The sequence below is a fragment of the Heyndrickxia sp. MSNUG genome, from assembly GCF_049532715.1.
Taxonomy (GTDB): Bacteria; Bacillota; Bacilli; order Bacillales; family Cytobacillaceae; genus Mesobacillus.
This window is the reverse complement of the sequence record NZ_CP150978.1, coordinates 178,696-203,155: the sequence shown is the minus strand read 5'-3', so window position 1 is coordinate 203,155 and position 24,460 is coordinate 178,696. Positions and strand designations below refer to the sequence as shown.

At 42.3% G+C, this 24,460-nt stretch carries 21 protein-coding genes; 4 read left to right on the top strand and 17 right to left on the bottom strand.

The features are described 5' to 3' along the window. Positions 1-103 precede the first annotated feature (103 nt). Positions 104-682: a YqaA family protein gene (locus AABM38_RS01115; RefSeq protein WP_423408758.1), complete on the top strand. Its 579-nt coding sequence runs from the start codon at positions 104-106 to the stop codon at positions 680-682. 350 nt (positions 683-1,032) lie between these two features. Beyond that, complete coding sequence (locus tag AABM38_RS01110; protein ID WP_423408757.1) at positions 1,033-2,673, top strand: mechanosensitive ion channel; 1,641 nt, start codon at positions 1,033-1,035, stop codon at positions 2,671-2,673. Between the two features lie 48 nt (positions 2,674-2,721). Here the strand turns inward: AABM38_RS01110 and AABM38_RS01105 are convergent, their stop codons facing one another. From AABM38_RS01105 to AABM38_RS01065, 9 genes are all read right to left on the bottom strand, one after another. After that, complete coding sequence (locus tag AABM38_RS01105; RefSeq protein ID WP_423408756.1) at positions 2,722-2,859, bottom strand: hypothetical protein; 138 nt, start codon at positions 2,857-2,859, stop codon at positions 2,722-2,724. Between the two features lie 272 nt (positions 2,860-3,131). Beyond that, positions 3,132-3,773, bottom strand: coding sequence for an L-fuculose-phosphate aldolase (locus tag AABM38_RS01100; RefSeq protein WP_423408755.1), 642 nt, complete (start codon positions 3,771-3,773; stop codon positions 3,132-3,134). Between the two features lie 43 nt (positions 3,774-3,816). After that, positions 3,817-5,037, bottom strand: coding sequence for an S-methyl-5-thioribose kinase (gene mtnK / locus AABM38_RS01095; RefSeq protein ID WP_423408754.1), 1,221 nt, complete (start codon positions 5,035-5,037; stop codon positions 3,817-3,819). 169 nt (positions 5,038-5,206) lie between these two features. Then, positions 5,207-6,442 (bottom strand): ATP-binding protein, encoded by a 1,236-nt coding sequence (locus AABM38_RS01090; RefSeq protein ID WP_423408753.1) that lies wholly within the window; start codon positions 6,440-6,442, stop codon positions 5,207-5,209. 431 nt (positions 6,443-6,873) lie between these two features. Next, positions 6,874-7,074, bottom strand: a complete 201-nt coding sequence (locus AABM38_RS01085; RefSeq protein ID WP_041967029.1) for a cold-shock protein — start codon at positions 7,072-7,074, stop codon at positions 6,874-6,876. A 566-nt stretch (positions 7,075-7,640) separates the two neighbouring features. Next, positions 7,641-9,842, bottom strand: a complete 2,202-nt coding sequence (locus AABM38_RS01080) for an MMPL family transporter (protein WP_423408752.1) — start codon at positions 9,840-9,842, stop codon at positions 7,641-7,643. Positions 9,843-9,874: 32 nt separating this feature from the next. Continuing rightward, a complete protein-coding gene (locus AABM38_RS01075; RefSeq protein WP_423408751.1) occupies positions 9,875-10,261 on the bottom strand; it encodes a hypothetical protein in 387 nt (128 codons plus the stop codon). A gap of 98 nt (positions 10,262-10,359) precedes the next feature. Beyond that, positions 10,360-11,739 carry a sensor histidine kinase gene (locus AABM38_RS01070; protein WP_423408750.1) on the bottom strand — a complete coding sequence of 460 codons (1,380 nt, stop codon included), beginning with the start codon at positions 11,737-11,739 and terminating at the stop codon, positions 10,360-10,362. Further along, entirely contained in the window at positions 11,736-12,413 is a 678-nt protein-coding gene (locus AABM38_RS01065) for a response regulator transcription factor (RefSeq protein ID WP_423408749.1), read from the bottom strand. The genes AABM38_RS01070 and AABM38_RS01065 overlap by 4 nt, the downstream gene beginning before the upstream one ends. 245 nt (positions 12,414-12,658) lie before the next feature. Here AABM38_RS01065 and AABM38_RS01060 point away from each other — a divergent pair, with 245 nt between their 5' ends. After that, on the top strand, positions 12,659-13,723 hold the full coding sequence (locus AABM38_RS01060) for a M14 family zinc carboxypeptidase (RefSeq protein WP_423408748.1): 1,065 nt from the start codon (positions 12,659-12,661) through the stop codon (positions 13,721-13,723). Between the two features lie 88 nt (positions 13,724-13,811). Here the strand turns inward: AABM38_RS01060 and AABM38_RS01055 are convergent, their stop codons facing one another. From AABM38_RS01055 to sigW, 7 genes are all read right to left on the bottom strand, one after another. After that, the gene (locus AABM38_RS01055; RefSeq protein WP_423408747.1) at positions 13,812-14,780 is read right to left on the bottom strand and encodes a diguanylate cyclase domain-containing protein; all 969 of its coding nucleotides are present in this window, start codon (positions 14,778-14,780) and stop codon (positions 13,812-13,814) included. 335 nt (positions 14,781-15,115) lie between these two features. Next, positions 15,116-16,918 (bottom strand): glutamine--fructose-6-phosphate transaminase (isomerizing), encoded by a 1,803-nt coding sequence (gene glmS / locus AABM38_RS01050; protein WP_423408746.1) that lies wholly within the window; start codon positions 16,916-16,918, stop codon positions 15,116-15,118. A gap of 729 nt (positions 16,919-17,647) precedes the next feature. Next, positions 17,648-18,997, bottom strand: a complete 1,350-nt coding sequence (glmM, locus tag AABM38_RS01045; protein WP_423408745.1) for a phosphoglucosamine mutase — start codon at positions 18,995-18,997, stop codon at positions 17,648-17,650. Positions 18,998-19,035: 38 nt separating this feature from the next. Then, positions 19,036-20,268: a CdaR family protein gene (locus AABM38_RS01040; RefSeq protein WP_423408744.1), complete on the bottom strand. Its 1,233-nt coding sequence runs from the start codon at positions 20,266-20,268 to the stop codon at positions 19,036-19,038. Then, positions 20,261-21,088, bottom strand: coding sequence for a diadenylate cyclase CdaA (cdaA, locus tag AABM38_RS01035; RefSeq protein WP_423408743.1), 828 nt, complete (start codon positions 21,086-21,088; stop codon positions 20,261-20,263). The genes AABM38_RS01040 and cdaA overlap by 8 nt, the downstream gene beginning before the upstream one ends. A gap of 419 nt (positions 21,089-21,507) precedes the next feature. Beyond that, positions 21,508-22,146 (bottom strand): zf-HC2 domain-containing protein, encoded by a 639-nt coding sequence (locus AABM38_RS01030; RefSeq protein ID WP_423408742.1) that lies wholly within the window; start codon positions 22,144-22,146, stop codon positions 21,508-21,510. 15 nt (positions 22,147-22,161) lie between these two features. Then, entirely contained in the window at positions 22,162-22,725 is a 564-nt protein-coding gene (gene sigW, locus AABM38_RS01025; RefSeq protein WP_335376205.1) for an RNA polymerase sigma factor SigW, read from the bottom strand. A 380-nt stretch (positions 22,726-23,105) separates the two neighbouring features. Here sigW and AABM38_RS01020 point away from each other — a divergent pair, with 380 nt between their 5' ends. Continuing rightward, complete coding sequence (locus AABM38_RS01020; protein WP_335376204.1) at positions 23,106-23,276, top strand: aspartyl-phosphate phosphatase Spo0E family protein; 171 nt, start codon at positions 23,106-23,108, stop codon at positions 23,274-23,276. Positions 23,277-23,391: 115 nt separating this feature from the next. On the opposite strand, the gene rocF is transcribed toward AABM38_RS01020, so the two are convergent. Beyond that, positions 23,392-24,288, bottom strand: a complete 897-nt coding sequence (gene rocF / locus AABM38_RS01015) for an arginase (RefSeq protein WP_423408741.1) — start codon at positions 24,286-24,288, stop codon at positions 23,392-23,394. Positions 24,289-24,460 lie beyond the last annotated feature (172 nt).

Below are 24,460 nucleotides of genomic sequence, written 5' to 3'. Positions count from 1 at the left end.
TCAAATTCTTCTTTAGGATACCATGTTCACTTGTATAATTGGCTCTTAACGATGCAGTAATGTTATACTTTCTACTATATCAATTTAAAGGAGTAACTGCTTAATGTCTGAATGGATACATACTTTTGAAGATTGGCTGCTTGAATTCGGCTCTGTTGGACTATTTATTGTGTCCTTTATGGAGTCCTCCTTCTTCCCGATCCCGCCTGACGTTTTGATGATCCCGATGGGAATTGCAAACCCTGACCGGGCGTTCTGGTACGCCTTCCTTACAACGGCCGGATCCGTTCTTGGAGCACTGCTGGGATGGTATATCGGAAAAAAGGTTGGCCGGCCAATCCTGCGATATTTTATAAAAGAAGAAAAAATTATCAAGGTAGAAACGTATTTTGAGAAATATGGCGCGATGGCAATCTTGATTGCTGGCTTCACGCCCATTCCATATAAAGTATTCACGATTTTCTCTGGAATCTCCCGAGTTAAGATCCCGACACTCATCATCTGGTCGATCATCGGCCGAGGAGCGCGATTCTTCCTTGAAGCCGCGATCATTGTTGCCCTTGGGGACAAGGCGATGCCGTTTATTGAACAGAACTTCGCCATCCTGACAGCAGGTGTAGGCGGAGTGGCGATTGTTGGTTATCTGATTTACCTGTTTGTGCGCAAGACAAAAAAAGCGTGATGATTTCAGCCGGACCCAGGCGACTGGTTCCGGTTTTTTTGTTAGTGAAGAATTATAAAAAGAACTCCCCCCTCAAAACCCTTACAATATCCAGCCTGAGGATTTCTCCTGTCTGCATCTCTTACAAGTCCTTTCCCAGCGCTCAAAGATCCTGTTTTGACTCTTTCATATTTCTGGAGACTTCCAAAACACTTGTCAGAAGCAATATATACATCCCTGTTTACATTGCCATCATTTGGGTAGATTAAAGTATGCTTGCTAGCTAACTAAGATTTTTTCCTAATAGATTCATTGTTTGCAGCGCCAAGTTAGCTGATATCACAAAGCCAAATGAATAAGGAGTGAGAAGTTTGTACAATAATTTTTATAACAGTTGGGACGGCATCCTCGGCAAACTGCCAAATGTGCTGATCGCTCTTGCTGTCCTGTTAGTTGGATGGCTTGTGGCAAAATTGATTGAAAAAGCGGTTTACAAAGGACTGCAAAAAACAAGCCTTGATAACAAGCTTTTTTCTAACATGAATAACAAGAAATATTCAGCAGAGAAAATCATCAGTAAAATCGTCTATATTTTGATTCTAGTATTCGTCTTCATCATGTTCTTGAACATCCTGGATTTATATATTCTTACTGAACCGCTCGTTGGAATGATTTCTACGATCACATCAGCGATCCCGAATATTTTAAAAGCAGGAATTATTCTATTATTTGCCTGGCTGATTGCTTCAGGATTGAAGTTCCTGATTCAAAAAGGCGGCAAGACATTAGGTGTACATGAAAAACTAAGCAAGTACAAGCTGACAGATGATAACATGCAAACAACAAGTGCAGTCGACAAGGTTGCTAACATCGTGTTCTATCTTGTGCTGCTGATGGCATTGCCGGCAGTTTTATCAGCACTCAATTTAGGCGGAGTATCCGAGCCGTTCGAAAACATGGTTCAGGGTATCCTGAGCTTCATCCCTAAATTGTTCGCTGCAGCATTAATCCTATTCGTCGGTTACTTTGTCGCTAAAATTGTCCGCGATATCCTGACAAACTTTCTGCAGAGCATTGGGACCGAAAAATTAGTCCATCGTTTTGGGTTATCCCGTTTATTTGAGGGTACGAGTCTTTCCCGTGTAATCGGTACAATTGCTTTTGTATTCATCTTGATCCCGACTGTGATTGCAGCACTTGAGCGCCTTGATATTGAAGGTATCTCAACTCCGGCGATCGCTATGCTTAATGACATCTTGACGATGATTCCTAACATCGCCGTTGGGATTGTTCTAGTTTTAATCGGTCTGTGGCTTGGCAAATGGCTTAAGAGGTTCACAACAGATTTATTAAGACGTATTGGTCTTGATTCCTATTTTAAAGGGATGGGCGTCGCTAAACGTCCAAACTCATTGAACTTTTCTGAAGTCATCGGCTATATTGTCCAGGTTTTCGTCGTCCTTCTATTTGTAGCGGAAGCACTGAATGTTGTGAAACTAGATTTCTTCGTGGGTCTCGCCACAGCGGTCATCGGTTATATTCCACACGTTGTAGCCGCGCTGGTCATCCTTGGTGTCGGCCTATGGCTGGGCAGTCTTGCGAAAAAGGTCCTTGGCAGCGTCCTGCAGGGTGAATCCTCCAACGTGCTTGCCACGATCGCCAAGTATGCGATCATAACAATCTCTGTGTTTATGGCACTTGATCAATTAGGAGTAGCTCCAGCTATTGTGAATGCTGCGTTCATCCTGACTCTAGGCGGACTCGCTTTAGCATTTGGACTGGCATTCGGACTTGGCGGCAAGAACTTCGCGTCAAAATATTTGGCTAAGTTCGATGATCAGATCGAAAAAACAAGCATCAATAAGGCAGCGGTGCAGCAGCAGAAAATGAAAAATAACAACCCAGTAAACCCTGGCACACCGCCAACACCGCCGAACCTGAGCAATCTGAACCAGACAGGACCTAACAATCCATTGGATTTAAATAATAATCATGATCCACTGAACCCATAAAATTAAAAAGCACAGCTGCTATAATGGCAGCTGTGCTTTTTGTATGTATTAACTGAAATTATCAATGAAAAAGATGACTAGAAATACTATGAAGGCATAAAAACTAAGATGCAATAGCACGGTAGTGAGAAAGTCCTTCAGTTTTTCAAACGAAATCGGTTCACTTTTCCTTGTTCTTGCTCTCATACACCTTTTATCCTCCTTAGAAAATCTATCCAATCTCTCCATAACTTTGAAAATATCATAGCATATTCTACTAATTTTGTATTTTAATTTTTTTAATAGGCTGCCATGAAAATAAGGGAGTCGGTAATGCTATTTTACAGACCTCATATCGTTTATAGTTTTTGCCTGAGTGGCTCTGTTACACTCGTCTGGTTGGCGATACTGATCCTGCATAACTTAAAATCAGCCCACATAAAACAAAGAACCCTCTTAATAAGAGGGTCCCTTCGCAATTATCGCTGTCCGTAGCTTTCAAATTTCTTCACAAGCAGCTGCATTTCTTCATCAGAAAGCAGTTTCGGTTCACCAATTGCTTTTGCCTGGTAAAAGATCTGGGCACTGAATTCGATTTCTTCCGCAACAGTGAATGCTGTCTCAATATTATGGGCGCCAGCAATCATTCCGTGATTGGCGAGAAGAACTGCTCTTCTGTCAGCCATTCCTTCAAATGCTTTTTCCGCAAGCTCATTCGTCCCGAACGTCGCATACGGAGCGCATCTGACATTCGGTCCGGCAAATGCAACCAAATACGACACCGGCGGAATGTCCCAGCCTAGTGAAGCAATGGTTTTCGCGTAAGGAGAATGTGTGTGGACCAAAGCATTCAGATCGTCGCGGCGCTGATAAAAGATCAAGTGCATATCCAGCTCGCTCGATGGCTTTTTGCTGCCATCCACCACTTCGCCCTTCAAATTGATAATGACGACATCTTCCGGCTTCGTATCGAAATAATCGATCCCGCTCGGACTGATGGCAACCAGCTCTTTTTCACGGTTAAAAATGCTGATATTCCCGCCAGTGCCCTTTGTCAGTCCGCTTGTAATGATTTTTTTGCCATATTCTACGACCTTCATCCGTTCTTCTAGAAGTAACATGGCCTAAAGCCTCTCTTTCAAAGTCTAGATTAGGAACGTCTTATTATTGCACATTATGGTTCAAAGCTGAATCCTTTAATACACGTAAAAAATCTTCTCCCGTTTTAAAACGGGCGGCTTTCAGGATGAATTGCTTTGCCGCTGTAAGGCAAAGCCTTTCTGCTTTTACCCGCTGCTGCTCGTCTGAAATGGTGGTAAGATCTTTGACCTTTGCCAAACCGGCGATGCGGCGGACCATTTCCATTCCCGTTACAGCCGCTGTATCCTTAAGGACAGTATCCAAATACCAGCGGTCGAAGCCTCGTTCTTTCGCCATAATCTCAGTGACATTTCCCTTCCAGCTTGCAAGGAATTTTTCCGCAAAAAGATCGACGGTGTCCCTGATTGTCTCTTCTAACCATGAAAGGTACTTCTCATCTGCCTTCGTTACATGAGCTCTTGACCATGCGAACATCAGGTTTGCGACCACGTTTCCTGCGTCATAGCCCATTGGACCATAGAAAGCGAACTCCGGATCAATGACCTTAGTCGAATCTTCTTTTACAAAAACAGAACCAGAGTGAAGATCACCATGGACAAGGGCCTGGGCATTCGTCATAAACGCGAATTTCAGCTTCGCTGCTTCAAAGCGCAATGCGTCATCAGCATAGATGTTCTGTTCAATCCATTCCTTGTTAGCCGGGAACAGGTCATTGCGATTATTATGGTCTGTGAAAGGTTCAGAGTATACCAGGTCCTCGGAAATTTCGCACAATTCAGGGTTGATATAGTCCTGAACACGAGCCTTCTTCTCCTTATGTTCCATAACCACATCCGAAGTCAGCAGCAGGGTATTGACCATAAATGTCGTCAGATCATCCGCTAGCTTTGGAAAAATACGCTCTTCCATCAGTGCTGTCCGCAGAATGGTATGGTCCGACAGATCCTCCATGACGCAGCAATTCATCACATTGTCATATAAATAAACTTCGGGAACAAGGCCAGGGGCCAGCTCTCCTTCAAGCTTCAAAACATTTGACTCGATCCTGATTCTGTTCGTTGAAAGCTTGAACTCATCTGAAATCCTCGCCGTGTCGCCTGCCTGTTTTACAATCACGGATTTGCCAGACTCTTCATCGATCACACGAAATACATAGTTTAAATTGCCATCGCCAATTTCAGCGCACTTCAAATTATTTGAGCCGTCAAAAAAGCTGGTTTTGGATTTTACATATTGAATGACCTCATCGGCATTCATCAAAAAGTATGAATTAAAATCTGCCATGGTGTTGACCCCTTTCCCGAAAAAACAATTATAGAAATCTTTTAAAAATTATTATATCTCAATATTCTTAATTGAGGCACTAATTCTGTTTTAAAAACGAGGAAAATTCTGCTTCGCACTAACACTAGCAAGAAGCAATAAAAAAGAAGACGGATTTCTTCCGCCTTCCTCATTCACATGGCAGCAGGATGGTGAAGGTTGTTCCCTTGCCCTCTTCGCTATCAACGATAATTCTGCCTCTCATCCTGTGGACGATATCATAAGAAATCATCAGCCCAAGGCCTGTTCCTTTTTCCTTGGTAGAATAATAAGGGTTGCCGAGACGCTCAAGCTGGGCTTTGCTCATCCCGACGCCCTCATCCCGGAATTGGACTTTCACCTGGCCCCTGTCCATTTTTGCGATGATATAAATGCTTCCGCCTCCAGGCATAGCTTCTATTCCATTTTTTATGATATTAATAAAAACCTGCCTGATTTCATGGGCATCCGCCCTGATCCAAAGTTCCTTTTCTATCCCTTCAACTAATTCCGTATTTGCCAGATGGGAGTACGACCTCATGAAATCGATAATCTCTTTCAAAAGGCTGCTTAGATTCATTTTAGCCGTACTGCCGGTGTTCGGTTTCGCCAGCGATAAAAAATTATCGATGATCGTTTGAGTTCGATCCAGCTCCTGCAGCGAAATGGAAATAAAAAGATTCTGATCGTCACTCAAATTTCTTTCTCCCTGCAGCACCTGCATGAAGCCTCTGATGGTCGTCATTGGATTACGGATTTCATGGGCAACCGATGCTGCCAGCTGGCTGATGGCCGAAAATTTCTCGGCCTTGTGCAATTCATGCATCATCTTTAACTGGAAGTTTGTCATTTCTATTATGTAAATCGTTGCAGACAAAGCAATGAAGGAAACGATTGAAAACACCAGCAAATAGAGGTATTCTTGTTGATTGCCAGAGTTGATCAGGGCTGCCAGCCTCGTCGAAGTGATCAGTGAATAAACAAAGAGTCCCAGTGCAATCTTCTTTTTAACGGATGAGTTCTGGTACATTTTTTCTATCGCGAAAAATAAAATTACAATAATGGCGTAATTAATCGCAGTGACGGTTAATCCTCCAAAATCCACAAAGCCTTTTAATATCAGCATAACGGCAACAAGCAAGATTCCATCTGTCTTGCTTAGATAGAAAAAGGCAATGAATACCGGAATCAATTTCAAATCAAATTCCATCCCGGCCTCGAATCTAACCGGGAAAGCCATCGTCAATAATAAAGCGGCCAAAATCGACAACTTAAAATATTGCTTATGGTACACAGCCCGCTTTTGCATCAATAAGAAATTGTACATAAATCCAAGCGAAAGGATTATAGATAAATGAAGGATTAAATCTTTTAAAAACTCTACCATTAATGCTCCTCCGGGAACGGCCAGAATGTAAATAAATAGAAACTTATGATCCACTTCTTATTATCCACTGCCCAGCGCATTTCTTCAACGGGAAAATTCAGATTTTTTAGATATTCTAAAAAATCGCTTCCATTGAAAAGTTTTATACTGGGTCTAAAGAACTTATGCTATAATGAAATCAACCATTGCTTTACCGCAGTAAAAACCCCACTCTAACCAAGTGGGGTTTTTTGTTATGTATTTATAGACTTTTTTGTTATGTATTTATAACAAAAAACCTTTCACACACTAAAGCGCCGGGGGTCAGACCCCCGGCACTGCAACGCGTTAAACCACTGGGGATCTGACACCCAGTACGGTGGTGTGCTAAAGCAGGGTATAAAAAAACAAGCTCTGATTACTCAGAGCTTGTTTGTATGTGCCAATCGTTATTATAGTTTTGTAACGTTAGCTGCTTGTGGTCCACGAGCGCCTTGTTCTACGTCAAAAGAAACTTCTTGACCTTCTTCAAGTGATTTGAAACCTTCGCCTTGGATAGCTGAGAAATGTACGAATACGTCTTCTCCGCCTTCGCGTTCGATGAATCCAAAACCTTTTTCTGCGTTAAACCATTTTACTTTACCGTTTTCCATTTTTGTTGCCTCCTAGTGTGTAATCCACACAATTTGTTACTATTCTTGCTCTCAGTGATATCCAGGCGAAAAAGCATTACATGTTCTTCCCTTACATACCGGCAAAAATAATTCTTCCTAAGAATAACAGAAATAATAGAATTGTGCAAGCTTTAAAAGAAATACCAAAATATAGGATAAATTTATAAATCGAACAAAACTAGTCAATAATGGTAGAGCAAGAGCTTATATGACCCGCTTATAATTCCGGAAAGAAAGTAAAAAAATATGTTATAATAAAAAGATATGAAAGGGCGTGTCTAATTGAAAAGCTCGAGCAACTTATACAAAGCTGGTCAGTCAGTGAACATTAAAGAGACTGGGGAAACTGTTACGATCATGAAATCCCAATATGTTAAAAACATGAAGAGGTTTTCTTATATTGTAAAGGAACATCCCAGCACTTTTTATTTCGAGGAAGAACTAGAAAAAAGCTAATGACTTCTGCTAAAGCGCGCCCACATTGATGAGCACGCTTTTTTATTTGGAAAAATAACACCGAAAATTTTCCCAACTCTCATTCTCGCTTATACGTTCAATTCAACCTCTTCAGCCATCACCTTCTGCGGCCACAGGCTGTATTTTCCCAGCTTCACCATGATCGCAGGCACCAAAATGGTCCGTATCAGGAATGTGTCGATCAACACGCCTATGGCGACTGTAAATCCAAACATGAACAATTCCATGATTGGCTGGGTGATCAGGACGGCAAATGTCGCAGCCAGAATGACTCCTGCGGAAGAAATGACTCCCCCTGTATGCGCCAGTCCGAGGCTGATAGCTTCTTTGATCGGGTGTTTTCTCGCTTCCTCTTTTATCCGGGAAATCAGCATGATATTATAATCCACCCCTAAAGCCACAAGGAAAATAAAGGTGTACAAAGGGATTCTGTAGCTGATTTCCGTATAGCCGAAGAATTGGTCAAAGATAAATGAGCCAGCTCCAAGCGCTGTAAAATATGACAGGATGATGGTCGCCATCATGTAGATGGGTGCAAGCAGTGATTTCGTCTGCAATCCCAGCAATAGCATTATGACAACAGTGGTTAAAACGACCACCACCATCGTATCCCTATCATTCACTTCCCGAATTTCCGCCTGCTTCGCTGTTTCACCAGCAAAATAAAGCTTTGCCCCTTCCAGACCGGCATTGTTAATGAGCTCAGACTTGTCATGGTGAATCCCGTTTAATAGATCAAATGTTTTCTGATCATAAGGATTCCCGGAAAATACAATCTCCAGCGAAGCCGCTTTGCGGTCCTCCGAAAAAGATGAATCGAGTTTCATTGCCTCCATTGGATTTTTCGATAAAAAGTCCGGATTGACCATTTCAACCCCTTTAACTTCCAGCAGCTCGTCTCTCAACAACTGGAGCTTCTCCAAGTCCAATTTCTGGCTGCTTTCAACGACAACCGTTGTAGGCGCCAACTCCCCTGGAGAGAAATTCTTTTCCAGGATTTCATACCCTTGACGTGACTCGATATCATCAGGGAATGACTTGATCAAATTGAAGGAGTACTCTATGTTCAATGTGTTCAAGGCAATGATGACAAGCGGAATCAGCACAAAAAAACTGCTTTTCAATGGATTTTTTACAACAACAGAGCCGAGATTCGCCCAAAAGGTTTGTTTTGCCTCTGCTGTAAAATCGACCTTCGGGATCGCTGGCCAGAACGCTTTTCTTCCAAAGAGAACATATAAGGCCGGCAGCAAAGTGAGTCCGCCTAAAATGATCAGCACTAAAGCAAGCGAGAATACCGGAGCAAAGTTCCGGTATGGTTCATAAATAGCAGCAAACAAGACGAGCATCGCTGCAAGGACCGTACCTCCGCTAAAGAGAATCGGCTCTGTAACCTCCTCCATCGCCCGCTTCATTGCTGTGTATTTATTTTCCTCTTTCTTCAATTCTTCCTTAAAACGCGCCACTATGAACAAGGAATAATCAGTTAATGCAGCAAAAAGCAGGATCGACATAATCGAGGTCGATTGGCTATCAATACCCATGCCCGCTGAGCCAAAAATACCGATTGTTTTATTTACTACCTCATAGACAATCCCCGCTCCCAATAACGGAACGAAAGCCAAAAGTGGTGAACGGTAAATCAGGATTAACAAAACAAAGATCAACCCCATCGTTCCAAGCAGCAGGACCACATCAGCTCTAGCAAAAATGCTGATCATATCGGCGACAATACCAGCTGGGCCGGTAATAGCCAGCTTCACTTCATCATTGGACTTTAATTCTGCTTTCGCCATCTTGCCTAACTTCTCGATCGTCTCGTTAATCGACTTACGCTCAAGATTTTCCTTCAATGACACCGGTAAAATCAATGTCGTATTGTTTTCTGATAGAAACGACGCTTTTGCCTGAGGAGGCAGCTTATGAAAAGGAACAACCGACTTTACAGGTTCAAGCTTCGCCGTTTCTATTTTTTTGCTGATTTTATCAATAACCGCAAAATCGGTATCGGTGAATTCACCCTTCTTAGTAAAAACAAGCAATGCTGGCGTACCTTTATCCTCTGGAAAATACTCTTTCAATTTTTCATCCGCTTTAATTGAAACAGAATCCTCCGGCAGGCCCGACTCATTGATGCTAGTCGCATAATCACTCGCTCCCGGTGCCAGCCATCCCATCAGCATGGCAGCTATAAACCAGATTGCAACAATGCCCTTTGCACCCTTTTTACCGCTTGAAAAAACCGTTAATTTCTTAGCCAAATTCAGCATACGTTCCCCCCACTATTAGAGACCTTTCCGCCTCACTTCTTTTCGATAAAAAATGTTGAAACCAGAAATAGAATAAAACTGACTAGCAGAGTCACGCCACCGCCAATATATAAAATCAGCGAAGCCGCTTCCGGCAGATCAAATGGCTTCAAATTTTGCAGCCACATTCCTGCCGTAAGCCCAGTTGCCCCGATGATCGCTGACCATGTGTGCATTAAAGCCAGTTTTTTCGATGTGATGGTAAAAACCTCATAATAGACTGCCCAGGCAAACAGAGTTAACCAGCCAACCACCAATATGTGAGCATGGATCGGCCGAAACGCATATGAGCCAGAGCCGGCCATGTGGGCTCCCAGCATCGCTCCAATCACTGAAAATATAGCTGAGAATCTGAGTAGCGCTAAATTTCTTTCCTTCAAAAAAATCCACCCCTTAAATGATTTCAAAAAAAAACACCTTCTGTTTACTTACGATTCTCATTATAAGAATCGAAAGTGAACGGAAGGTGAACAAGAGATTACAATTTCGGAAGAGTAACAATGAATTCAGTCCCTTGATCAGGCTCACTGTTTACCAAAATTGTTCCTTTATGCAATTTTATGATTCGGTCTACAATTGACAGGCCAAGGCCAGTGCCTTCTATTCCTCTGAACCTTGAAGGATCAGCCCGGTAAAACCTTTCAAAAATCCGCTCCATTTCTCCGGTATCCATCCCGATTCCGGTATCTTTGATGGCCACTGTGATGCAATCTGATTCATCACGGAGAGAGAGCTCTATTTCTCCGTTTTCTTTATTGTACTTAATGGCATTTGTTAAAAGGTTTTCCCAAACATTATAAAGCAGCGAAGAGTCTCCGTAGAAAATTAAACTCGGAATGTTGTAGGTAATCGTAATTCCCTTCTCGTCAAGCAGCCATAAATAGGTTTGAACCAAATCCTTCAGCTGATTTCCTAATTGAAAAACTGCAGGCTTGAAATAAAAATCCTCTTTTTCCAAAGAAGTAAGAAGAAGCAGCTGCTTTGTCAGCAAGCTAAGCCGGCCTGTTTCCTGCTGAATAACGTGGATGTACTGCGCTTTTTCCGCTGGAGGAAGATTTTCCTTCGCCAATAGTTGAGTATAGCCCTGGATATTCTGTAACGGTGATTGAAAATCATGTGACACATTCGATACAAATTCCGTCCGCATCTGATCAAGCTGGCTCAACCTTAAACTCATTTCCTCAAAGCTCCTTGCCAGCACCCCTATTTCATCCTGCCTGCTGATATCCAGTTTGATATTAAAATTTCCTTCCTGGATTTCCTTGGTTGCCGAGGTCAACTGTGCGATTGGCTTGACCAGGAATTTGGATGCAATCAGCACAAGGATGACGCTGACTAAAAACATAATCAGGATCATCCAGCCCATCAGGACATGGACTTCGCTGAACAATAACTTAATGTCAGGGCGGAGAAACATCGCATATCGTTCGTTTTGATAATTGAACGGAACACCCACTGTATTACGCAATTCATTAGCGAAAAAGCCGGTCACGAAGGTTTCCATCGGGAATTCCTTCATGCCATGATAGACTTTCCCTTTTAGCACCGAATCCACAGCTTTCTGCTCGAGGTTCTGTCGTTTAAAATTCGCTCCAAAATATCGTTCATACCCGCTTTCACTGACTATGTATATTTGATAGCCCATAGCAGCAGCACTTTTCAAATAGGCTTCCAGCTTAACATTTGTCTCGCCATCAATATACCGTGCAAGATTGTACGCCACACTGACATTTTTTTCATCATTCAAAGGCTTTATATACTGATGGTAGTACGTATTGGAAATAAAGAAGCCAAGAATCGTGCTTATGAAAATTATGGCAACCGTCGCAAAAACAAACTTTGAATAGATCGATTTCATTTGCCCTGTACCTCGACTAAATATCCGACTCCTCTGATTGTCTTAATGACAAAGTCATTGGTCAGTTCAGAGAAACGGTCGCGCAGCCTTTTGATATGAACGTTTAAAGTCCGTTCATCTCCCGTAAAATCCAGTCCCCATATTTCCTCTATCAGTTGGTTTCTCGTAAATACTTGATTCGGCTTTGAAGCCATATATGAGAGCAGTTCAAATTCTTTAAGCGGCAAAAGAATCGTACGGTTATTAACTTGAACCTCAAAATTCTGCTGGTTGATCGTTACATTTCCAATTGTAATCATGAGATTGCTTCGCTTTTGATAACGGCGAAACAGCGCATTGATTCTGAAAGTCAGTTCTTTTGGATCGAAAGGCTTCACGATATAATCATCCGTACCTGAAAGGAAACCCAATTCCTTATCTTCGATTTGCCCCTTGGCCGTCAGCATGATGACAGGAATGTCATGCGTTCCCCTGATTTGTCTAGTCAGTTCGTAGCCATTCATGCCAGGCATCATGACATCGACCACGGCTAAATCGATAACGGTCTGATCAAGAATCTTTAAAGCCTCACTCCCTTGTGATGCCTGGAAAACATGATGTCCCGCTTGCTGGAGCTGATTTTTTACCAAATATAAAATATTCACATCATCATCAACAATTAAAATGGCTGCCATTGTTTGTCTGTCTCCTTACAAAGGTCTTAGTTCCTTTCATTATAGCGATTCCTGTCTGTGCATCCTAGTTAATTACTTTTTGCCTATGCAATTGTCCAGCACCCATTTTTTAACATTCTAAACTGCTCCAAATTTACTTATTTCGCAGCTCGAAATTTGTCTGAAAGATAGGCTGGATACTCTATTAAATATATTTATAATCTTCTGTAAAATTATGTAGAATCTACTTTTATGGAGGTATGAAGATGAACATTAAGAGAAAAGTTTTATCCGTTTCTTTATCAAGTATCATGACATTTGGTGCCGTGACTGCTGTTTCATTGCCTGTTGGAGCCGTCGGCAATGGTCCTGGTGCCGGAAATGGATCTGTACAAACTTCCATTCTGCATACATATGAGAGTTTAGTAGATTACCTTAAAACACAGGATGCCAAACAAGAGTCGATGGAGCTTGAGGTGATCGGACAGACGGTGAAGGGCCGCGATATTTATATGGCGAAGTACATTTCAAATCAGGAGAATCCAACGGTATTATTTTTAACCCAGCAGCATGGGAATGAGCAGCTGACTACAGAAGGTGCAATGGAATTCATTAAGCATTTAGGCACTTCGAAGACCAGCGGGGTTTTGGAGAATGTGAACATCCTCGTCATCCCAATGCTGAACGCGGATGGCGCGATGGGCGATGTTGACTTCTCACTTGAGGACTACCACGCCGATGGAGACCGCCACCTGACCCGCTATAACGCAAACAAAATTGACCTTAACCGTGAACACGATAAAAATACGAGCGAGATGCAGCCTGAAATTAGGTCACTGCACGAAAATGTCTATGCCAAGTATGAGATTGATTATATGATCGACCTGCATCACCAGGGTACCCTCAGCGAAACAGAAGGTGAGCTTGTTTCAGGATCCATCCTTTATCCTACCAGCCCGAATGTGAAGCCAGAGGTGCTTGAGGGCTCCAAAAAGCTGGGTGCAGTTGTCTATAATGCTCTTGAAGATACTGGGTGGGGCCATATCGGCAAATATGCCGGCGGCAATACAGACAACATCGGACGCAACGGAGCCGCTTCCCGTTACGGCATCTCAACCCTTCTATTCGAAATGCGCGGCATGTCCGACCATTATATCGAGTCTTATGCATTAGGCCAAAAGAGCAATGGCTATTTGATCAAGCAGACCATCGCCACCCTCGATGCAACGGTAAGAGCCATCGCCGATGATTCAATTGAAAAAGCGGACACAAGCTTCTGGGATACCCTTCCTACACAGAAGAGCAGACAGGGCGAGGAAGCGGACGAATAATAAAAAGAGCAGTGTGATTTTAAAAGTCACACTGCTTCTTTCTAGTACTAAGTTGATCTAGTTGCGATTTTAGATTAACCTACAATCGTCACACTAGACCAGCTTGCTTTCTTTTGTTTTTATCCCTGTACATGTTTCGATCAGCTTGAGAAAACAAATCTGGCATTAATCCGAGTGATGTTGCCGAAAAGGCGCAGCCTATTGACAGCTTTATCGTTATCGCATCTTCATTTTCATTATGGTCGTCTATTCTTCTTACGAGGTTACTAACGAATTGAGCTAACTCTTCTTCTGTGATGCCTGGTATAAGGAGTACGAATTCATCTCCCCCAAGCCTCGCTACAGTTATCCCATCCTCGGAGAATTGATTCAGCAATCCTGCCGCTTCCTTAAGTAACTCATCTCCATACTTATGACCAAAGCTGTCGTTTATATTTTTAAGATCATCCAAATCACATAATATGAATGCAATGGATGTGTCCGTTTTCTCGTTATATTTTGAATAGCATGATTCGAAATACGTCCGATTGTATATACCCGTCAAAGAATCATGATGAAGTTGATATTCTAATTCCTGCTGCAGTTTCACCTTCTCATCAATATTTCTCAATACACCTTGAAGAGCAACCAACTTCCCATTTTGATAGATGGGCGTGGCATACTCCTCAAACCATCTGTATTCCCCATTTTTATCGAGCCATCGCTGGACGATTCCCTTGTTAAAATCGAGCTCACCGTTGATCTTTTTGATCAAGATCTCATAATCATCAGGATGTGCTTCCTTAAAAGGCACATCAGGATCTTTAAATGCCCGCTCAATAGAACCTTCTCCGAAAAAATGCTCCGCCGATGGGCTGAGATACTGATATCCCCTTTTAGGATAAAGTTGATAATAATAAATAAAATCCTTTGTATTCTCAACAACATGGATAAAATTATCATGCCGTTCCTTCAAGCGTTTCTCTCTTTTTTTCCACCTGTAAAAGAACAAAGCAATAACAATAATGCCAACAACAATTCCTGTGCCGAAGCCTGATATAAAGTATGGATGTATCATAGACTGACCTTCTTCTAGTATTTTCCTTCACATAAATTTTACAGCAGGGCAATGGGACAAACAAGCGTCTATATGTTTGCTTTTAAAAAACAAGAGCACCATTTGGCCAGTTGATCACCCAAACTGCAACTTTCTGAGCAGTAACTCATTTATTTAAGCAGCAGGAAACCGGATATTGGTGGAAAACCTTTTTTTTGGCGGTGTTCAATTTTTTTGGCGAAATCTTCATTTTATCAGTGAACTGGAAATATCCCGATATTTTTACCAGTCGCGTTCCCGCTATTTTATCCAAAAAAACCTCTCCAGATTAGATCTGAAGAGGTTTAATGATAATTCTATTCAACCGTAACCGACTTAGCCAGGTTACGCGGCTTATCTACGTCGCAGTCGCGGTGCAATGCTGCATAGTAAGAAATCAATTGCATTGGTATTACAGAGATAAGAGGTGTTAATAGGCTGTGCACTTCTGGAATGACGAAACGATCTTCGTCTGTTTCCAGTCCACTCATGGAAATGATGCACGGGTTAGCTCCGCGGGCTACGACTTCTTTGACGTTTCCACGGATGCTTAGGTTTACAAAGTCTTGAGTTGCAAGGGCGATGACTGGTGTGCCTTCTTCAATCAAAGCGATTGTTCCGTGCTTCAATTCTCCGCCTGCAAAGCCTTCAGCCTGAATATACGAAATTTCCTTTAACTTCAACGCGCCTTCAAGGCCTACGTAGAAGTCAATTCCGCGTCCGATGAAGAATGCGTTTCTTGTTACAGTCAGGTATTCGCGAGCGATGCTTTCGAATTCTTCTTTGTCATCACAAAGAGCTTCCATAGCAGTTGCGATGATACCTAATTCCTGTACAAGATCAAAGTCCACTTCATGGCCAAGACCGCGAGCTGTCACTTCAGCTAAGATAGAAAGAACAGCAAGCTGTGCTGTATAAGCCTTTGTAGAAGCAACCGCAATCTCAGGACCTGCATGAAGCAATAATGTGTAATCAGCTTCACGAGAAAGTGTAGAACCAGGAACATTCGTAATTGTAAGAGCTTTATAGCCCATTTCCTTCACTTGAACGAGTACCTGACGGCTGTCCGCAGTTTCACCGCTCTGTGAAATGAAGATGAACAATGGCTTTTCAGAAAGAAGCGGCATGTTGTAGCCGAACTCACTTGAGATATGGACTTCAACAGGAATCTTCGCCAATTTTTCAATGAACTGTTTGCCGACAAGACCAGCGTGGTAAGAAGTACCCGCAGCAATGATGTAGATGCGGTCAGCTTCCTTCATCGCAGCAACGATGTCAGAGTCGATTTCAAGAGCGCCTTGGCCATCCTGGTAGTTCTGGATGATTTTGCGCATTACAAGCGGCTGCTCATCGATTTCCTTGAGCATGTAGTGAGGGTATGTTCCCTTTTCGATATCGCTTGCGTCAAGCTCTGCTGTATAAGGAGCACGTTCGATGACTTCTCCTTCAAGGTTCTTGATTGTCACTTCGTCCTTCGTGACAAGAACCATTTCCTTGTCCATCAGTTCAACATATTGGCTTGTTACCTGGATCATTGCCATAGCGTCACTCGCTACAACATTGAAGCCTTCTCCAAGACCTACTAGAAGCGGGCTCTTGTTTTTTGCCACAAAAATGGTTTCATCATTCTGCTCGTCGATAAGGGCAAGTGCATATGAACCATGTAAAAGTGTCAGCGTTTTGCGGAATGCGTCTTCCACGCTCAAACCTTCGTTTACGAACAGTTCAATTAACTGAACGATAACCTCTGTGTCTGTTTCACTTTTCAATTCAACCTTTTGCAAATACTCGCGCTTTAAAAGATCGTAATTCTCGATTACACCATTGTGGACAAGAGTCAATCTGCCAGCAGTGCTTTGGTGAGGGTGAGCATTCACCTTGCTTGGCGGCCCATGGGTAGCCCAGCGAGTATGGCCAATACCTGCGTTTGCCATAACATCAAGGTCTACTGCGTTGCGAAGGTCTGCAATGCGTCCTTTTTCTTTAAAAACATGCACGCCATTGCCGTTGATGACTGCGATTCCCGCAGAGTCATAACCTCTATACTCAAGCTTTTCAAGACCTTTTAATAAAATCTCTTTCGAGTCATTATTTCCAATATATCCAACGATTCCACACATAACTTCTTTTCCTCCTGAACGATAGGGGGCAAGAAGCCTTTTTAGGGGCAGCTTGCCCCCTTATCTCTATTATAGTTGGTTTGAGGTCAGACTTTTACATCCTTGCCTCTCTAGTTTTAGCATCCCCTTCTCTTTGTCCATTAAGTTGCCAAAATGTTTTAAAGAAGGAATTCGCGGCTGTGCTTTCAGCCGGGAGGCATCCGCCGAAAATTCGATAAACCTCCACCTCGTCAACTAATCCAAATATCCGATCAAGGATTAGTCCTGGCGCTTTTAAGTTTTCTATTTGAACCGCTGCCCACCTTTCAATTGGAATGGTGCTTTTGATTTTAACAGGTTTTTTCCGCATTACCTGTAACTTTCGAACAACATTTCTGATTGCCTTCGAGACATTCCTGAAACAAGAAAGCAGCAAAGAGCATATAATCCAGAAACCGATTTGCTACAAAGTTTACGAAATGAACCTTTTTACAAAAACAGGATTATCATACATGATACTGATGAATCCGTCAATAGAAAACAAAGGAAACTGCCTACCTGTACACTTACCCATCACAGGCATGCTAAAACATTCCTTCATAAATAAATATGCAAAAGGGCCTTGTTTTGTTCCGGACATCCTTAATTATGTAAAAACAAAAGGCTGTTAGCCCTGTTACTTATGCGTATTTTGTACCAGAAGAAAAAAAGCTTAGGCACCTCAACAAGGTGCCTAAGCTTGGATAAATTCTATTCCTTCAATCCCATTTCTTCCTCAACAACCGCTGCGATACGGTTAACATATTCCTGGCAAAGCTCCGCGGAAGGGGCCTCAGCCATGACACGCACTAGTGGTTCAGTTCCGGAAGGGCGAACAAGTATGCGGCCATTTCCGTTCATTTCAGCTTCAACCTGCTCGATTACTTCTTTTACTTTTTGGTTATCCGTTACGTGATGCTTGTCTGTTACACGGATATTCACAAGAACCTGTGGATATTTCTTCATATCGCCTGCAAGCTCTGAAAGCGGCTTTCCTGTCACCTTCATGATGTTTGCCAGCTGCAAGCCTGTCAACAGACCGTCACCTGTTGTATTGTAATCAAGGAAAATGATGTGGCCTGACTGCTCTCCACCGAGATTATAGCCAGTCTTCTTCATTTCTTCCACAACATAACGGTCACCGACAGCAGTCTGGACACTTTGGATTCCGTGCTCTTCAAGTCCCTTATAGAAGCCGAGGTTGCTCATTACTGTAGAAACAACAGTACCTTGCTTCAGCTGGCCTCTTTCCTTCATGAACTTACCGCAAATGTACATGATCTGATCGCCATCGACGATATTTCCTTTTTCATCGATTGCAATTAAGCGGTCGCCATCTCCATCAAATGCAAGCCCAAGATCTGCACCCTTCTCTTTTAAAAATGCAGCAAGTGCCTCAGGGTGAGTCGAGCCCACACCATCATTGATGTTTAAGCCATTGGGAGATGCGCCCATTGTTGAAAGGTCAGCATCCAGGTCAGCAAACAAATGTGCCGCTAATGAAGATGTTGCTCCGTGAGCACAGTCTAATGCAATATGCAGGCCGGTGAAATCTTCATCAACAGATTGCTTCAAGTATTGAAGGTATTTTTGTCCGCCTTCGAAATAGTCATTAACCTGTCCAAGTTCTGCACCAACCGGACGTGGAAGTTCATCAGAATCTAGATCCATTAATTGTTCAATTTCAAGTTCTTGATCATCAGAAAGCTTGTAGCCATCTGGACCAAAGAATTTAATCCCATTATCCGCTACTGGATTATGCGAAGCAGAAATCATAACTCCTGCCTGAGCACCAAGGGCCTTTGTTAAGTAAGATACACCTGGAGTGGAAATCACACCGAGCCTCATTACTTCTGCTCCAATTGACAATAGGCCGGCAACAAGTGCTCCTTCAAGCATATGGCCCGAGATGCGGGTATCACGGCCAATCAACACCTTTGGTCTGTTATGGTCTTTCGTAAGAACATAGCCTCCGAAACGTCCAAGTTTGAACGCCAATTCTGGTGTTAATTCACTATTTGCAACGCCGCGTACTCCATCTGTACCGAAATATTTACCCATTCTTAAAATCTCTCCTTGTTTGAAAAATTGCAGTCAATTTATGCTTCTTTTTTCGCAACAGTTATGCTGGCTTTTCCTTTAGCCAGTTTCCATGTAATATTTTCAGGTGCTGTCACCTTCATGTCTACTTCATGCTCCCCTTCATCCAAACCGGACACATCTATCAGGATTTTAAAATTGCCGACGCCAAGCGGAGAAACGATGCTGCTTGGACCAGTTACCGTAATGTCCGTTTGGCCATTGGCAGGGTTGAGAAAGTCAACTTCAAACTCATCGTTCATCCCTTCAATCTCAATTGGGACATTTGAGATTGTTTTTTCGGTTTCCTTTGTAATTCTCACTGAAACCTTTACCGTCTCCGGTGAAACCTTCACGACCCCATTAGAAATGATTACTGGCAGCGTCAACTCGGTGTCATCCGTAATTTCACTGAGATCCACTTCGACTCGAACATTTTTCACTTCAGCTAAAATCTCCGGAGCCGCTATGATTTCCGCTTCCTTTGTATCCACATTAATGGAATCAATCGTTACTCCTTCGGGAGGATTCCCTTTTCGGACGATATCGATTGGTACCTTTTTACTGGAACTCCTGACAGGGATCGTTACTTCCACCATATCAGGTTCAACATTGACATCGAGCTTATTCATGTCTTTATCTAAAACGAGGACACTGGCCTCACGCGTTATGCTGTCAGATATTTTCCCGTTCGAATTAACGGTTGCTTTTACATAAGTAATTCTATCCACGATATCCTTCGCACCAGTGATTTGAACTTTACTTGGATTTACTGTAGGTTTATCGGCAATATAACCTTCTTCAACGAGATTGCGGCTGTATTCCGCCTCTACCTTGAATTCCTTCGTTACTTTTTCCTGAATGGAAACATTGGCATAGCCGGGTTCAATGGTGACCGTAAGGCGATCGGAAATATCCCTTATAGTGATTGGAACTCGCTGTTTGCCCATGTCAGCCTTCGTCAAGTCCACAAACACCTCGAAATTTCGTAGCGCTTTTGCCTGCTGTACAAGGTTTTTTGGACCTTGAAGGGTAATGGTTACTGTCTCAGGAACACCTGTTACAACAAGTGTATCTGTGTCGTAATAGCTTTTTACCGGCACTTCTTCGATTGTTTCAACCTTTTCGTCCGATGGGACATTTACATCCCCGGGTTTACCAGGTTCATTTTTAGGGACAGACCCAAAGAGCAGAATCGCAAGAACCAGGGCAACCATTTTAATGAACCATGGATTATCCATGAGTTTATCCATTTTTCTTCCCCCTCCAATTCCAGCGGGTAGAAGCTGCCTGCTTGATTCTTGATGGTGTAATTAATTCGGCGGCGAGCAGTTCTCTTAGCGTTTCCCCGCTCAAATCCCGATAAAGCTCTCCATTTCGAGTAACCGATACATTCCCTGTCTCTTCGGAAACAACGATCGTAATACTGTCTGTTACCTCACTGATTCCAAGCGCCGCCCTGTGCCTTGTTCCCAGCTCTTTAGAAATGAACGGACTTTCTGACAGCGGTAAATAACAGGCAGCAGCTGCAACGATGTTTTTCTGTATGACGACAGCTCCATCATGAAGCGGTGTATTCGGTATAAATAAATTAATCAGTAATTCAGAGGAAATCTTAGATTGAAGCGGAATGCCCGTTTCGATATAATCACTCATTCCGGTCTCTCTTTCAATCGAGATCAATGCTCCGATCCGGCGCTTTGCCATATAATCGGTTGCCTTAATAATTGCCTCCACCATTTTCTCTTCCTCTTCTTCTTCCTGCAGCCCCGATCTGGAGAAAAGCCGCCCTCGGCCCAATTGCTCAAGTGCTCTCCTTAATTCCGGCTGGAAGATGATGATGATGGCAAGGAATCCCCAGGTTAAAACTTGTTCCATCATCCAGCTGAGTGTATTTAATCCGAAGAAATCACTGACAAATTTAACAATTAGAATCACGAAGATTCCTTTTAAAAGTTGCACAGCTTTCGTTCCTCGAATGATGGCAATCAGCTTATAAATGACGAACCAAACCAGGAGTATGTCAACAATATTGGCTAGATATTCCAATAAATCGAAATCTGCAAACGACATTGCACTTCCTCCATTAGATTAGTAAGGCTCTTTTCGTATTATTTGTGGCTTTTCATACAAACGATCTCCATTTCAATTCCAGAAGATAAACAACATTTTATGTAAGAAAACGCCCTGCCTTAAAGAGAAAACAGCCTTTAGAAAAGCTCTTTTCAAAAACTTTTCGGCTTGCCTTAAAAAGCATGAATCTCGAAAACAGCTCAGGTTCATAAGCAAAAAATATAACGCGCTCCTCTGCTCATAATCATATATAACTTTTTTATTATAACATAAGAGAAGTTTAATTAATAATGAAGTAAATTCACAAGGATTGTCAGCATACATTCAAAGGAAAGCTACAAGTCTGAACCGAAAAATCCACGGTAATTAAAAATCATAATAACCAGCTGTATAGATCCATGATAAAAAAACAGCCAATCCTATTGGAATGACTGTTCTTTCTTTTCGGTTTCGAAAAGGTTCGCCGCGTTTTTGAATGTTTTTTTTATGTGGTACCAAATCCATTCAAAAACTTCATTAACCTCTGTTATTTCTCCTGTGACATTTCCCGCGGAAGCCATGTACTGTTCGCCGTTGATCACAGTCACATTCCCCTGAACCTCGCCCTCAATTTTCACCTTGCCGTTCCTGACAACCACATCGCCCTTTACCACTTCTCCTTCAGGAACAATGACCGTGTCATTTTCCACCACAAGATTAGGCTGCTTTGAAACTGAAAATTGGTGCTCCTCGTTCCATGTAGTCAATATGCTGCCTGTCATCAAGGCCAGGAAAAGCGAAGCCGCTGTCAACAACGGATGACTTCTGAACCAACGCTGGATTTCTGTCTTTTTCTTTTCCTTTGGCAAGCCAGCCATTACCTTTGAGGTAAAATCGCTTGGCGCCTGGATATGGGATGTGCTCTGCACGAGAGCAATGGATTTATTGAGTTCCCTGAAGTATTCCTGGCAATCGTTACAGCTCTGTAAATGTTCTCGCAGGATTTTCTCATGTTCTTCAGGAATTTCATCATCTAAATATTCATGCATATATTCAATCACATGTTCTGGACATTTCATTTCTTTCACCTCACATTATACGTGTCGCAATTGCTGTCTTAAGGCTTCTCTGCCGCGATGTATTCTTGTCTTTACCGTTCCAAGCGGGAGATCCAGAATCTCGCTGATCTCATTCAGGCTAAGCTCTTCAATATACTTTAATACGATAACCGACCTGTATTTATCGGGTAGTTTTGAAATTTCTTTTTGAATCGTGTCCTGCAATTCAATACTTTCCACCTCATCCTCTGGCAATGGCGTGTCAGATGGCACCTGTGAATACATATTCAAGCCTTCTGTTCCCGGAACTTCAGCATCAAGAAAGTAGTCTGGTTTCTTTTTCCGAATCCGGTCTATGCAAAGGTTGGTTGCAATTCTGTATAGCCATGTAGAAAATTTTAGGCTTTGATTGAAGCTATTAATATTGATATATGCACGAATAAAGGCTTCTTGTGCAATATCCTCTGCTTCATGACGATTCCCAAGCATACGGTAGCAAAGCTGAAATACCTTGTCCTTGTATATTTCAACAATCTCGCCATAGGCATTTTGGTCTCCCTTGATCACTTGCTTTATTCTTTGTTTTACGATGGTTTCCATTAATTTACCTCCGCGCTTCATGCGGCTAATCGATATACGAATCGATTCCGGAAAAGGTTTCGTTTTTTTTATATAAAAATATTTTCACCTTGAATTAGTTTACAATTAGACACATTCTTACGAAAAACGGCTGATTGATGCCCTTTTTTCTATGGACCCACGCAAGAAGGAAATGCGTTAGCATTTTTGGAAGAGTCTTCGTGCCTCCACTACAACCAATAGGGTGGTAAAATCAATATTCAGTTTTAACAGACCGGTTCTGGTAAAACTCTAAAAAAACCCAATAAGTTAATATTAACAAATTTTTACCATATTGGTTTAAAAACTTTAATTTAGGGTATAAATGAACTATATTCTAACGAAAGCGAGGAATTTTCGCAATGTGCGCAGAAACTTTGTTGAAGGATATTGAACAATGCCGTAAAGAAATGGTTGAACTAGCTGCTAAAACCTCGCTGTCAAACCAAAGAGTGGTAGATATCAGCACAAAGCTGGATCGATTACTAAATAAATATTATAACTTATTATCCAATAAGACAGTTATGTATTAACTATAAAGGAGCAGCAGCCGGATCTGGCTGCTGCTCCTATTTTTCCAATCATACAGATATTTATATTCAATAAAAGTGTTGGATATGAAACGAATATTTGTGGTGAAATAAATTCTTATAATAGTTTCTCTCCGAATAAAGAACCCATCAAAGCCACAGCAGCTATTGCTGTCTTGTTCTTTTCATCAAGAATCGGGTTGACCTCAACAAACTCTGCGGAGGTGATAATGCCTGCCTCTTCCAGCATCTCCATTGCTAAATGACTCTCCCGGTAGCTGATGCCCCCGAAAACCGGCGTTCCCACACCTGGTGCATCGGTAGGATCCAAACCGTCAAGATCCAAAGAAAGATGGACACCATCCGTTTTATCTTTCAAATAGTTGATGGTTTCTTCCATAACCTTCGCCATTCCAAGTCTATCAATTTCATGCATCGTGAACACCTTGATGCCGAGTTCCTTTATTAAATCTTTTTCACCTTCGTCAAGAGCACGGGCGCCGATGATGACGATATTTTCAGGTTTTATTTTAGGCGCAAATCCCCCTAATCGAGTCAAAGATTCATGTCCAAGTCCCAGGCTGGCCGCCAGAGGCATTCCATGGATATTCCCTGATGGTGATGTATCAGCAGTATTTAAATCCCCGTGCGCGTCATACCAAATGACACCCAAGTTCTTATAATGTTTAGAAACTCCAGCCAATGTTCCGATCGCAATGCTATGGTCCCCACCTAAAACGAGGGGAAAAGAACCAGATTCTATGATTTTATCAACTTCAGTCGCAAGCAGGTTATTTTTCTCTGCCACCAACTCAAGATTTCTCAAATTACTGTTTGGATCAATCTTAACCTCGGGCCTGCCAACAGCGATATCTCCTAAATCTTCAATCTCATCAAATAATTCTTTTAATCTTTCATTGATCCCAGCATAGCGGATGGCGCTTGGCCCCATGTCTACGCCCCTTCTCATCTGTCCTAAATCCATAGGCATACCGATAATTGAAAGCTTTCTCATACCAACCCCTACTTTCTCCCCTTTTACACCATTTTAACCGCTTTCAATCCAATGACTCAACTGGACAATTTCATGAATATATATACAGTTTAGAATTTAGCGAATAATAAAATCGAGAATGTTTAAAAGAGAGAATAAAAAAAGCCATAAACCCTAATGGATTTATGACTGA

Coding starts and splice junctions, on each gene's coding strand:
- mtnK (WP_423408754.1), bottom strand. CDS start 5,037: ATGGCAGATTTTAATTCATACTTTTTGATGAATGCCGATGAGGTCATT.
- AABM38_RS01055 (WP_423408747.1), bottom strand. CDS start 14,780: ATGATACATCCATACTTTATATCAGGCTTCGGCACAGGAATTGTTGTT.
- rocF (WP_423408741.1), bottom strand. CDS start 24,288: ATGAGAAAGCTTTCAATTATCGGTATGCCTATGGATTTAGGACAGATG.
- cdaA (WP_423408743.1), bottom strand. CDS start 21,088: ATGTCGTTTGCAGATTTCGATTTATTGGAATATCTAGCCAATATTGTT.
- AABM38_RS01030 (WP_423408742.1), bottom strand. CDS start 22,146: ATGAAATGTCCAGAACATGTGATTGAATATATGCATGAATATTTAGAT.
- AABM38_RS01080 (WP_423408752.1), bottom strand. CDS start 9,842: ATGCTGAATTTGGCTAAGAAATTAACGGTTTTTTCAAGCGGTAAAAAG.
- sigW (WP_335376205.1), bottom strand. CDS start 22,725: ATGGAAACCATCGTAAAACAAAGAATAAAGCAAGTGATCAAGGGAGAC.
- AABM38_RS01040 (WP_423408744.1), bottom strand. CDS start 20,268: ATGGATAAACTCATGGATAATCCATGGTTCATTAAAATGGTTGCCCTG.
- AABM38_RS01065 (WP_423408749.1), bottom strand. CDS start 12,413: ATGGCAGCCATTTTAATTGTTGATGATGATGTGAATATTTTATATTTG.
- AABM38_RS01105 (WP_423408756.1), bottom strand. CDS start 2,859: ATGAGAGCAAGAACAAGGAAAAGTGAACCGATTTCGTTTGAAAAACTG.
- AABM38_RS01085 (WP_041967029.1), bottom strand. CDS start 7,074: ATGGAAAACGGTAAAGTAAAATGGTTTAACGCAGAAAAAGGTTTTGGA.
- AABM38_RS01100 (WP_423408755.1), bottom strand. CDS start 3,773: ATGTTACTTCTAGAAGAACGGATGAAGGTCGTAGAATATGGCAAAAAA.
- AABM38_RS01060 (WP_423408748.1), top strand. CDS start 12,659: ATGAACATTAAGAGAAAAGTTTTATCCGTTTCTTTATCAAGTATCATG.
- AABM38_RS01090 (WP_423408753.1), bottom strand. CDS start 6,442: ATGGTAGAGTTTTTAAAAGATTTAATCCTTCATTTATCTATAATCCTT.
- AABM38_RS01115 (WP_423408758.1), top strand. CDS start 104: ATGTCTGAATGGATACATACTTTTGAAGATTGGCTGCTTGAATTCGGC.
- glmM (WP_423408745.1), bottom strand. CDS start 18,997: ATGGGTAAATATTTCGGTACAGATGGAGTACGCGGCGTTGCAAATAGT.
- AABM38_RS01070 (WP_423408750.1), bottom strand. CDS start 11,739: ATGAAATCGATCTATTCAAAGTTTGTTTTTGCGACGGTTGCCATAATT.
- glmS (WP_423408746.1), bottom strand. CDS start 16,918: ATGTGTGGAATCGTTGGATATATTGGAAATAATGACTCGAAAGAGATT.
- AABM38_RS01020 (WP_335376204.1), top strand. CDS start 23,106: ATGTGCGCAGAAACTTTGTTGAAGGATATTGAACAATGCCGTAAAGAA.